Origin of the sequence: Sporomusa sp. (assembly GCF_035561255.1) — a bacterium.
In the GTDB taxonomy this organism is placed as follows: domain Bacteria; phylum Bacillota; class Negativicutes; order Sporomusales; family Sporomusaceae; genus Sporomusa.
In genome coordinates this window covers 1-10,917 of the sequence record NZ_DATMXX010000044.1, presented here as the reverse complement: position 1 = coordinate 10,917, position 10,917 = coordinate 1, and the positions used below count along the sequence as shown (strand labels likewise).

General features: G+C 47.6%; 11 protein-coding genes and 1 pseudogene. 3 read left to right on the top strand and 9 right to left on the bottom strand.

The features are described from left to right. Positions 1-318 precede the first annotated feature (318 nt). Positions 319-630: a helix-turn-helix domain-containing protein gene (locus tag VN379_RS25060; protein WP_414714947.1), complete on the top strand. Its 312-nt coding sequence runs from the start codon at positions 319-321 to the stop codon at positions 628-630. 194 nt (positions 631-824) lie between these two features. Here the strand turns inward: VN379_RS25060 and VN379_RS02440 are convergent, their stop codons facing one another. Next, positions 825-956, bottom strand: a complete 132-nt coding sequence (locus tag VN379_RS02440; RefSeq protein ID WP_325530436.1) for a hypothetical protein — start codon at positions 954-956, stop codon at positions 825-827. Between the two features lie 626 nt (positions 957-1,582). Here VN379_RS02440 and VN379_RS02435 point away from each other — a divergent pair. Both VN379_RS02435 and VN379_RS02430 read left to right on the top strand, forming a co-directional pair. Then, the gene (locus tag VN379_RS02435; protein ID WP_325530434.1) at positions 1,583-3,613 is read left to right on the top strand and encodes a methyl-accepting chemotaxis protein; all 2,031 of its coding nucleotides are present in this window, start codon (positions 1,583-1,585) and stop codon (positions 3,611-3,613) included. Between the two features lie 135 nt (positions 3,614-3,748). Beyond that, positions 3,749-4,177, top strand: a complete 429-nt coding sequence (locus VN379_RS02430; RefSeq protein ID WP_325530432.1) for a MarR family winged helix-turn-helix transcriptional regulator — start codon at positions 3,749-3,751, stop codon at positions 4,175-4,177. 222 nt (positions 4,178-4,399) lie between these two features. Here VN379_RS02430 and VN379_RS02425 read toward each other — a convergent pair whose 3' ends face one another. From VN379_RS02425 to VN379_RS02385, 8 genes and pseudogenes are all read right to left on the bottom strand, one after another. Beyond that, positions 4,400-4,966, bottom strand: a complete 567-nt coding sequence (locus tag VN379_RS02425; RefSeq protein WP_325530430.1) for an NAD(P)H-dependent oxidoreductase — start codon at positions 4,964-4,966, stop codon at positions 4,400-4,402. Between the two features lie 242 nt (positions 4,967-5,208). Next, entirely contained in the window at positions 5,209-6,531 is a 1,323-nt protein-coding gene (locus tag VN379_RS02420; RefSeq protein ID WP_325530428.1) for a hemolysin family protein, read from the bottom strand. A gap of 150 nt (positions 6,532-6,681) precedes the next feature. Further along, positions 6,682-7,096 (bottom strand): annotated as a pseudogene (locus VN379_RS02415) (M48 family metalloprotease); the annotation flags it as partial. Positions 7,097-7,114: 18 nt separating this feature from the next. Beyond that, a complete protein-coding gene (locus tag VN379_RS02405; RefSeq protein ID WP_325530422.1) occupies positions 7,115-7,639 on the bottom strand; it encodes an IS66 family transposase in 525 nt (174 codons plus the stop codon). After that, complete coding sequence (locus VN379_RS02400) at positions 7,617-7,904, bottom strand: hypothetical protein (RefSeq protein WP_325530420.1); 288 nt, start codon at positions 7,902-7,904, stop codon at positions 7,617-7,619. Before VN379_RS02400 ends, VN379_RS02405 begins: the two co-directional genes overlap by 23 nt. A 27-nt stretch (positions 7,905-7,931) precedes the next feature. Beyond that, a complete protein-coding gene (locus VN379_RS02395) occupies positions 7,932-9,053 on the bottom strand; it encodes an MBL fold metallo-hydrolase (RefSeq protein ID WP_325530417.1) in 1,122 nt (373 codons plus the stop codon). 327 nt (positions 9,054-9,380) lie between these two features. Beyond that, positions 9,381-10,103, bottom strand: a complete 723-nt coding sequence (locus VN379_RS02390; protein WP_325530416.1) for a carboxymuconolactone decarboxylase family protein — start codon at positions 10,101-10,103, stop codon at positions 9,381-9,383. Between the two features lie 101 nt (positions 10,104-10,204). Continuing rightward, positions 10,205-10,714 carry a (R)-mandelonitrile lyase gene (locus VN379_RS02385; protein WP_325530414.1) on the bottom strand — a complete coding sequence of 170 codons (510 nt, stop codon included), beginning with the start codon at positions 10,712-10,714 and terminating at the stop codon, positions 10,205-10,207. Positions 10,715-10,917 lie beyond the last annotated feature (203 nt).

Genomic DNA, 10,917 nt, shown 5'->3' with positions numbered 1-10,917 from the left:
CCCTATTTTTGATTTTAAAGTGATACTCTTATGATAATAGCACATTTTTGGCAATCGCGTTTTGGTATGCTAAGAATAAGGCTTCAACATGGTGCCATGAAAAATACAAATCCTGCAGTTCCTCTATTTTTGGAGCAATTTAAACTTTCACAATAAATCCCTCCCATACCCTGAGCCATTTGCCGCCCGACTGCGACTTGAAATACTATTATATTTAAAGCAAATATGCTCTCTTAGAAGGACTATCCCAAAACGAAGAAAATAGCATTTATTACTATGTGAACTATTACAAAAGCCATATTATCCACACATTGAATAATGCCACCAGTTAAGGAACTCTGCCATCCCAAAATTTTGTTTATGTGGAGAAGCGGCAATCCATCTCAGCAAGAGCTTGTACGCTGCCTATATACGTTTATGCTGCATGGTAAAAATATTACAGATACGGCAAAAGCTCTGTTTATCCATCGAAATACACTGACATATCGCCTGGAAAGGCTTTCTGAACTCTTTGAGACAGACTTTAACCAGATCAATTCTGATACATTATTTTATTTATTGGTTTCATGTATGTTGCTAGTTGATTCTAAACCTTTAAAAAGTGACGAAGCAGCAATTCCAGAAACTTAATATGGGTCAAGGATTAAATGGAATCATAATGGTTTCACGATAAAAAAGTCTACCAGACTATTAAGCCTTGGTAGATTTTTTTATACAATCTCTACTAGCCAGAATGCCGATTAGCTACAGCAAGGCTATGAAGAGGTAAATGGAGTCTTGCTTAGGCTGATATAGTCAACAGAAAATAAGGACCATTTTTGGCATCATGACCGAGCGGGGAACCGAATACAACCATCTTCAACTTCAGCTTCCATAATAAATCGGTTCTTTCGTCTGCAAATCACACCTTCTATGAGAGCTGTTTCAAAAATAAATGCCTTGTTTTCAATCTTCATAATACAGGTCTCCTAAGCAATAGATTCTTCACCTGCCCTACCATATCTTAGGCGAATCGCTTCAAAATCTTACCTATTCCTATAGAGTGGACACCTGCTTTGGGTATCCACGGGGCGGGACGGGTGCGGCCGCGTCAGGGGACGAACGGATGGTCACCACCCGGTTAGGCGAGTGGCCACCAGGTCCTGGCGGGAGCGGTTGGTCGCCCGCCGCAGTCGCAGACACTGAAATAAATTTACAACTTCCACTCCCCTGTACACCTTGCATTTCATTTTTATTTATGTAAAATATTTCCCAATCAAGTCACAAACAGGTTGACAAAAGTTCGATATCTTACTAAGATATTTTTATAGCCTAAACCGCTTACTATCTGTCAACTTCGGCTTTATAAACACACAAACGTCAAAATAGAATCCGTCTAGATCGCAGCAAACTACCGTAAACCCATGGTGGCCCCACTAAGTACTAAGGCTGGAATTGCAAGCATCGTACTCAAACAGGCTGCACGGGATACGGCCTCCCGGTGCAGTCTGTTTTTTAACCATTATTGCTGCAGCGCCTATCTAACCCTTTCCCACCTTCACCAATTACTAATCAACTCTTCACCGAAAGGAATGTGTTTATTATGAAAATAACCACTACATACACCCGCCTTCTGCTTTATCTTGTTCCTTGTTTCCTGTTTTTTTTCCTGATTTTGTCCGGCGTCAGCTACTATCTCTCCTCGCAGATCCTCTCTCATTCTCTGGATGACAGCATTCAGGCCATTGGCAGGGAGGATGCCGCCCAAATTACAAGTCATATTCAGGGAAGCCTCCTGCAGTTAACCGACGTTTCCATTCATCCCGCTTTTCAAAACCCAGCCAACCATCAGCAGTTGATTGACGCCTTACAGGAAACGCAAGCGCGTCTGCGCAATACGCAAACGATCGCCTATATCTTCCCCGACGGCTCGGCCCTGCGTCCTGATGGTAGCGCTTTTTCGGTTCGTGACCGGACTTACTTTCAACAAGTTATTGCCACAAAAAAACCGGTTGTCTCCGAAATCCTGACCAACCGCAGCAACGGAAAAAGGTCGTTCAGCATCGTTTTTCCGATCCTCCAAAATGGACAGCTAACCGGTATACTGACGGCCTCCTTCCCTTTTGATGTTCTGGACGGCGTCATCAAGAATTTGTCTTTTCTGCAGACCGGGTACGGGCTGCTGGCTAATGCCGACGGCACCGTCATTGCTCACCCGCGCATGCCAGAATTGGTCGGCAAGCTCAATCTGATCGAAAAAAAAGCCAGTTCCGACCTTAATTTGCAGCAAACCGAACAAGATGACCGTATGATTGCGCTCTTTAAAGCCAGCGTCAGCAGCGGGCAAGCCAGGATCGGCGTTTATGACTTCAACAAAATCACCCGTATTGCCCAAATGAACCCTATCGACCTGCCTGGCGGCCAGCGCTGGATTCTGTTGCTCACTGCCCCAGAAGCGGAAGCCCGCCAGCCACTGGCCATGCTGTTGCGCACCCTGGCTGTCACCATGCTGATCTCTTTGATTTTGGCAATCGGCGTCATTTTGCTCATCAGTAAGCGCATTGCCACTCCCATCCGTCTCCTCCGGGATGAAGCCCTTCAGCTTAGCCAGGGTGATTTACGCGACCGGTCTTTAACTATTACCACCTACGATGAAATTGGCCAGTTAGCTCGTGGTTTTCATGATTTACGCGGCCATTGGCGCACGATCATCACCCAGGTTCTTTCCCAAGCCGAACAAGTCGCCGCCACCAGTGAAGAACTGACTGCCGGCGCTCACCAGTCCGCCGACGCCGCCAACCAGGTCGCCATCTCGATTGGGGCCATTGCCCAAGGCACCGACAGCCAGTCTGCTTCCGCCAGCCGCATTGCCACTGTCACGCAGGACTTAGCGGCAAAAGCTGAAAATCTGGCTACTACGGCAAACGATATTTCCAGCATCGCTTTGACTGCTTCCCAGTCAGCAGATCAGGGTCGGCAGGTTATTACCCAGGCTGTCGGCCAAATGCAAACCATCGGCGACAACTCGGCTGCGATCAGCACAACCATGAGTGAACTCGCCACAGGGTCCCAGGAAATTGGCGAAATTGTCTCCCTCATCTCTACCATTGCCGACCAAACCAATCTTTTAGCCTTAAATGCCGCGATTGAAGCGGCCCGGGCCGGCGAGGCGGGCCGCGGCTTCGCTGTTGTGGCTGAGGAAGTCAGAAAACTGGCTGAAAGCTCCTCCCAGGCCACCCACAAAATCAGCACACTGATTCAGCAAAATCAGCGTAATATGGACCAGGCCGTCGCCACCACCCAGGCCGGAACCGACAGTATCCGCACCGGTATTGATCTGGTCGGCTCTGCCGGCGACACGTTTAGCTCCATCGTCAGGGACGTGCTGCAGCTATCCGATCAGATCGGAGCTATGTCCGGCTCCATCCAACAGGCCGCCACCGCCATCCAATCCGTAGCGGTCTCCATTGGCGATATTGATGCCGCCAGTCAGGCAGCCGCCACAGAGGCAGAAACGGTATCGGCCGCCACGGAAGAACAATCGGCTTCCATGGAAGAGATCGCCGCCTCCAGCCAAAGCCTGGCCTCTCTGGCTGGCGACCTGCAGGCCGCAGTCGCCAAATTTCAGGTATAATCTCCAAATATGCACAAGCGGTATCATCCATTATTTTCCGGATGATGCCGCTTGCTTGATGGGAACATTGTACTGGTAAGCGTATTTTTTCTTCCATGTGTTGACAGAAATTAGGCATCTAATTATAATAAGGCTATGAAACAAGGAAATATGATTGCTCTTATCAGCAGCATTGCCAAAAAAGCACATAACCTGATCATCCGTGAGCTTGAAGCGCAGGGACTTGACGGTATCGTTCCTTCACATGGCGATATTTTAGCCCAACTGCTCACTGGCAAGGAATATACCATGCAGGAGCTGGCCAAAAAAATTCATCGAACCAAACCCACCGTGACCGTACTGATCGATAAGCTGGTTGATCTGGGTTATGTTACAAAAGAAAAAAGCTGTGAGGACAATCGTGTCACCTTTGTCCGGCTAACAGAGAAAGGGCGGGAATTAAAACCTAGCTTCACCGAAATTTCTGAACGGTTGAATGCTGTCGTATATCAAGGTTTATCCGACCAAGAAGCCGAATACCTGGAAGCGGCATTAGACAAACTAAATAGAGATTTAAATGAATAACCCGCTGCGGGTTTCGCCCTTATAGTTAAACCTCTAAATAACAAAGACGATTTGCTATGAAACATCTGACTATGTATGCTCACCCCAACTCTAAAAGCTTCAACTACGTAATCCTGGAAAGCAAAGGGTACGAAGTGAGTTCATTTGTTGACTATTTCCACTAACCAGCATAAAAATGATACAGGGATGGAGTCAGACTCCATCCCTGTATCATTTTTATGATTAAGATTTCTTAAGCGCATTGGTTTCAATCCAGACTGCAAATTCCTCCATGAATTTTTGCAAAAACTCATGCGTCTTCTCATTGCTAAGAGTGCCGTTAGCGTCAAAAAGATCGGCTGCATGGCCAATATAAGCCTCGGGCTGCTGCATGGCCGGAATATTTAGGAAGACCAGCGATTGCCGCAAGTGATGATTCGCGCCAAACCCACTTAAGCCACCGGGAGATACGCTCACTACGGCACCCGGTTTGCCATCCCATACACTTTGTCCATACGGCCGTGAACCAACATCGAGTGCATTCTTAAGTACTGCCGGGACGGAACGGTTGTACTCAGGCGTTATGAAAAGAACCGCATCCATATTCTTCATGCGTTCACGAAAAACGCTCCATGAAGAAGGCGCTACACCTTCATCATCGAAATCCTGATTATACATGACCAGTTCGCCTATTTCGACTTCTTCCATTACCAAAGCTGCAGGAGCCAGCGTCTTCAATGCCCGGGCAATCTTCCGGCTAAAAGATTCCTTACGCAGGCTGCCTACAAGAATACCAACCTTCTTAGACATATTCTCAGTCTCCTTTTTTATTCCTATTCTGTACAGGTACCTATGTGCATGGGGAGCAACTTACTGCTTTTGAAACGCCACCCATAAGAATATTTTAGTAAGATATCAAACTTTTGTCAATTAATTGCGCAACCGGCTGCGTCATCAGACCTCACTCAAATATAATTATTCTTTGTGAAGCCTGTTACGCGCAAGTCGCAAGTGATGAAAATCGCAGTTCGTGCATAGCGGACTTCTTGTCGCTACTCTGCCGCTTCTTTCTCATCATTTGCTATTTTGCGCATCAGCACCCGGTTAATACGCATGTTATCCACTTCCTCGATAACGAAGGTATAGTCGGCATAGTCGACCTGCTGGCCAATCCGGGGCGGCATTTCCACCCGGGCCGTCACCCAGCCGCCAAGGGTATCAACCTCCTCGGCATCCAGATCCAGCCCAAAAACTTCATTAACTTCCCCTAACAACAGGCGTCCATCAACCGAGTGGGCATTATCGGCCCGGATTTCGACAACAGGCCGCTCTTCATCAAACTCATCCTGAATTTCGCCAACGATTTCTTCCAATATATCTTCGATCGTCACCAACCCGGCCGTCCCGCCGTATTCATCAATCACAATCGCAATTTGCGCCCGGTTTTTTTGCATCATTTTCAGCAAATCACTGATTGCCATTGATTCGGGAACAGCGATAACCTCCCGTACCAGCTCACGCAGGGCGGGCGTCTCTCCTTTGGCCAGCGCCGCAAGTAAATCCTTGATGTGCACAAACCCGATAATATTGTCTTTATCCGGGTCGCAGACCGGATAACGGGTAAGCTGCTCAGCCAAGACTTTTTCCAGATTGACGGCAAAGGGGTCCCCGGCATATAAGCAAACCATATCGGTCCGCGGAATCATCACTTCATCGGCATGTCTTTCGGCAAAATCAAAAATATTATCCACAAACGTGAGCTCCGTCTTATTGATGAACCCCTGCCGCTGGCTCTCTTCCATAAGAATGCGGATTTCTTCCTCAGTATGAGCGGCTTCATGCTCACTCATCACTTGAATGCCCACCGCCCGGAGAATCCAGTTGGCAATGCTATTTAACACCCAAATTATTGGAAACATCAATTTATAAAAGGCAATAAGCGGTACCGATGCCCAGATAGTTACACTGTCCGCTTTTTGGATGGCCAACGATTTCGGGGCCAGTTCACCAAGAATGATATGCAACGCGGTAATGATCGAGAAAGCGATCGCAAAGGAAACGGTCTCAATCATGACTGCCGATAAGCCCAAATCCAGCAGCACCGGCTCGATTATATGGGCAATCGCCGGCTCACCAATCCAGCCGAGGCCCAGCGAGGCCAGCGTAATCCCGAGCTGGCAGGCCGATAAATAGGCATCCAAATGCTCGACCAGTCGCTTCGCATACTTGGCGCGCATATTCCCTTCCTGTACGAGGGTATCAATCCGCGTACTGCGCACCTTAACCATGGCAAACTCAGCAGCCACAAAAAAACCGTTTAACAACACTAAAAGCAGCACTAAAAATACATTCCACACCATTGTCGCCGGGTCCAATAAACTCCGATCTCCCGAAAAAACCGGGAGAATCGGTTCACCTCCTCTTATTCTCATAAGCAGATTCTATGAATTATCCTATCCTTTGTTCCCACAAAATACACAGTCTTTGTAACGAAAAAGGGAGTTGCCTGAACACCCCCCTTGCCGTTAGCGGCCCAACCGCTGCGCCAGTTCCTGTAATTTTGCCGCCCGCTGGGCGGTGGTAGGATGCGTACTGAACATACTGGCCAGCCAATCGCCGCCCTTAAGCGGATTGACAATAAACATGTGAGCCGTCGCCGGCGTAGCCGCCGGCAGAGACTGGTGCTTGGCATAGTACTCCAGCTTTTGCAGGGCGCTGGCCAAAGCCTGCGGCTGCCTGTCAGCAGGCCGCCGCTTTCGTCGGCCAAAAACTCGCGGGACCGGGAAATACCAAGCTGAATAAGCGTCGCCGCCAAAAGAGCTACGACGATCAGCAGCACCGTCTGCACCAATCCCCCGCCAGGGTGGCCACAATCGTGCTGATTAAGGTATCACGGTTTCTGACGTGGGCCAGTTCATGGGCCATAACCCCTTCCAGTTCCTCACGGAGATGTTCACGCTATTGGCTCTGTTTAAAGACATATTCTAAATATGCCTGTGGCTTTAATCCGTTTGCAATGGCAGTCTGGATCAAGCTGTAGATAGCAGCCGACGATTGGGCTCCACCAGGAGTATTGCAAAACAACCAGTTTTTACGACCAATGACAAAGGGCTTAATCGAACGTTCCGCCCGGTTATTAGAGAGTTCAATCCGTCCATCTGTTAAAAATGCCAACAAATACTTCTTCTGATTTTGGGCATAAGTAAACGCCTTGCCTAACAGACTCTGTGGCAAGGTTTTGCCCGAAGCGTTATCCATCCAAGTGAAAAACGCTTCGATAACGGGTAGTCCACTTTTTTGTGTCCAGTCTATTGAGGTAAGTCCACTATAAACTCCCCATGGTTTTGAGGATAATTGGCTGCTGTCCTTCCTTGCTAGCTTCTTTAGCCAAAGCTGTACTCGCCAAAAGTAAAATGAGCAGAAATAATAATAAGATCGCGAGAGTTCATAGGGATGTAACTTAATGTTGCGGTTTTTCGTCACTGGCAGCCTCACGTAAATGATCATGAGAACCCATAAGAAAGGTTCCGGCAGGAATCAAAACAAATTCCATACCGAGATCATTTACGTTTGTCTTGTTAGCTTCTTTTGTAGTTTCAACCGTAACTTTGAGTTCCGGGGAGGCTACAGTATTTTTTTTTGCTTTTTCTGTTATTTTCTCAGCTGTGACTGATGCAATACCGAAGCTTACTGACAGCATAATAATTACAGCAAATATTAATAGTAATTCTCTAAATTTAAAATTCACGATGTACCTCCCGGTTTTATCAGCATCTCAATTCATTCTTTCCCACCAGGGAGAAAAGACTTGTTGTTCATTTGCAAGCTCTACCGGCTCTCCGATCATTGGCGTAAAAAGCCTATAGTTCTTATTCTGACTGGCAGCAGTTATTCGTTGAAACGGTTCATCCCATGGATGATTGGCAATAGCGAACTTTCCTACATGCGCCGGCAACAAGGCTTGAGCCTTCAGGTCTTCGGCAGCCTGTACCGCTTCTTCTGGTGTCATGTGTACATGCGGCCAATTTTTGTCGTACTGGCCGTTATCCAAAACAACAAGATCAAATCCGTTTAAGCTTTCTCCAATTTGCTTAAAATGCGGCCCATAGCCACTGTCGCCACTGAAAAAGATCCGGCGCTCAGGGGTTACCAGTGCCAAGCTTGTCCACAGCGTCTTATTTCTGGTCAGCATACGCCCGGAAAAATGACGGGCCGGCAGCACATGAACAGTGAAATCATTTTCCAGTTCCACTGCGGTAAACCAGTCAGCTTCATGGATGAGGTCTGCCGCAAAGCCCCATTGCTCAAAATACGCGCCTACGCCTAAACCGCAGATCACCTGTTTGATTTTGGGCTTCAGGGCACTAATCGTGGGATAATCCAGATGGTCCCAATGATCGTGAGTAATCAGCAAGTAATCGATTTCCGGCATATCTTCCGCCGTATACGGATTGGTCCCCGCAAACGCCTTATTAACGAAAGAAACAGGGGCTGCATAAGAGCTAAATACCGGATCAATCAGAATCCGTTTTCCGCCAAGCTGCATATAGTACGAAGAATGTCCCAGCCAAACCACTATATCCTTATCCCTATCCAAGGCCATCAAATCTGTCTTTACGGAAGGAATAGGCTCTGTCGGCGCCAGCCGTTCTTTGGGAATAAAAAGATACTCCAACCATAACGAAACAGAACTGCTTCCCTCAACACGTGGGGGAATGGGAACTAAATTCTGAAATTGCCCGTCAGCGTAATGCGGTGAGCTCTTGATTCGTTCAAGGCGCGCACCTTCCGGCAAGGTTCCAAATTTAGGATGCTGTAGATAAAGACCTATGCCGAGAGCCAGTATAACAAGGATTATTACGGGAGCTAACAGCATTTTTCGTAACCGCCCTTTCATGCCATTCTCCCAAAAACTGATTTTTGATTAGACATAACAACCGCTAACTTGAAATTAAACCACGCGAAGTTTCGATATTTCCTCATATAATCTCTCCTCTTGAGTGGCAGGTCTTTTAGAACGTTTTTAACGATATATGAAGTACACGGGGAATAAATTGTCCCGTCCTTTAAACTACACCGTGACGTTAAAATGCTGTAAGCAGTGCGAATTACACTGCTTACGACCGGTACAGTCAGACACTTTTTCAAAGTCCTGCGTTAAATGCATCCATACTCCGGATTTCACTTAAACGAAACATCGAAGTAAAACCTGATTCTAATAGTGTTACCTGTTATTCAAAACCGTACGCAGCACTTCCTGGGCATTATCGGCTTCCTGCTTGCCTACTCTCGCTTCGAGCACGGTTATCAGGCTCCTCAGCTGCGCCTCGGTCAGTCCTACATTCAATCCCACATTAAAATGGGAGCGAAGCTGGTTGTTGACACCGTTCATGCTGGCCAAGGCCGCAATGGTCGCGATCTCTCTGCTCTTAAAATCCAGATTGTCGCGGCCAAAGATGTCCCCGAACAAATGTCCTTTTAGGAACTCATCAATGGCGGGAGCGAAGGTATAGACTGGCCCGCTGACGGGTACGCCCACCAGGCTTGTCTGAATTTCCGTACCGAGTTCAAGCCTGCTTTTGTCAGCAGGCAGAGGGCTCGCTTCCCTGCCCGGTTCGTCCTTAATGCCTTTGGCTTCGCGCTCTTCCAGGACGCTCATAAAGGTAGTAATTCCGTTCAGACTGCGGGGAAACCCACAATAAGCGTACATCTGCACAAGGATTTCCTTAATTTCATTCACAGTCAACCCGGCATCCAAGCCTTCGTGCAACGCGGTTTTCAGCCTCTCTAAATCGCCCTTGGCGGTGGAGGCCGCAATGGTGACCATACCCTGTTGTTTAGCATTCAAGCCTGAATTAATTGCTGTCTGCGCCTGTGAGACAGATGTCATGCTAAATATAGAAAGAAAAACCCCTGTTAAAATCGCAGCTATTTTTTTCCTCATCATCCCATCCCCTTTTCTTTAAAACGGTAAGGATCATATCCGTACAGCCTTAGTAAGCGAGCTTGGCTTAGTCCAAGCCCGCTCATTAGGACTAAAAAAAGAAATTACCGGTTGCTTTGGTTATCATCGTATTGCTTGTCCGTTACCTTCTCCATCCATTCCACGTTTTTGCCGTCAAGTGCTCCCGTGACTGCCATATGCGTCATTGCCGTGGTTGGTGATGCCCCATGCCAATGCTTAACGCCAGGCGGACACCAGATCACATCGCCTGCCTTGATCTCCACAACCGGGCCACCCCACTCCTGGGTCCGGCCAACGCCGGCGGTAACGATCAAATGCTGTCCTGCCGGATGGGTATGCCAGGCAGAACGGGCTCCTGATTCGAACGTGACATAGGCACCGGAAAAGTGTGCCGAATCATTGGAAGGGAACAGAGGATCTACGCGTACATTGCCGGTAAAATATTTGGCCGGGCCTTTGTAAGAAGGCTGCGAGCCGGCTTGAGTAACTGTTTGTGAATTTTTATTTGCTTCGGCGGCTACGATATTGCCTGTAAAAGCGCTCGCGGAAACGAGCAGAGAAAGCGATAGGATTACGGCTGTTAGTCGTCTCATTATTTTCTCTCCTTTTAAGTTAAGTGTGCCAGACTTGAAAAACTACGCAATTGCCGGCAGTTGCAATTTCGTCGCGTTCTCACCTCCTTGTAGTCTTCCTGCATGCCGAACCTATTCCAATTTTTCACTTAGGTTCACCTTGTTTTTGTTATTGTATATTCTTGAGTTAACTCCAGGTCAAGAGAAAAATTAAGAAAATTTTC

Bases quoted from the DNA above. Each gene is read 5' to 3' on its own strand.
- VN379_RS25060 (WP_414714947.1), top strand. From the start codon at position 319: ATGCCACCAGTTAAGGAACTCTGCCATCCCAAAATTTTGTTTATGTGG.
- VN379_RS02440 (WP_325530436.1), bottom strand. From the start codon at position 956: ATGAAGATTGAAAACAAGGCATTTATTTTTGAAACAGCTCTCATAGAA.
- VN379_RS02435 (WP_325530434.1), top strand. From the start codon at position 1,583: ATGAAAATAACCACTACATACACCCGCCTTCTGCTTTATCTTGTTCCT.
- VN379_RS02430 (WP_325530432.1), top strand. From the start codon at position 3,749: ATGAAACAAGGAAATATGATTGCTCTTATCAGCAGCATTGCCAAAAAA.
- VN379_RS02425 (WP_325530430.1), bottom strand. From the start codon at position 4,966: ATGTCTAAGAAGGTTGGTATTCTTGTAGGCAGCCTGCGTAAGGAATCT.
- VN379_RS02395 (WP_325530417.1), bottom strand. From the start codon at position 9,053: ATGAAAGGGCGGTTACGAAAAATGCTGTTAGCTCCCGTAATAATCCTT.
- VN379_RS02390 (WP_325530416.1), bottom strand. From the start codon at position 10,103: ATGATGAGGAAAAAAATAGCTGCGATTTTAACAGGGGTTTTTCTTTCT.
- VN379_RS02385 (WP_325530414.1), bottom strand. From the start codon at position 10,714: ATGAGACGACTAACAGCCGTAATCCTATCGCTTTCTCTGCTCGTTTCC.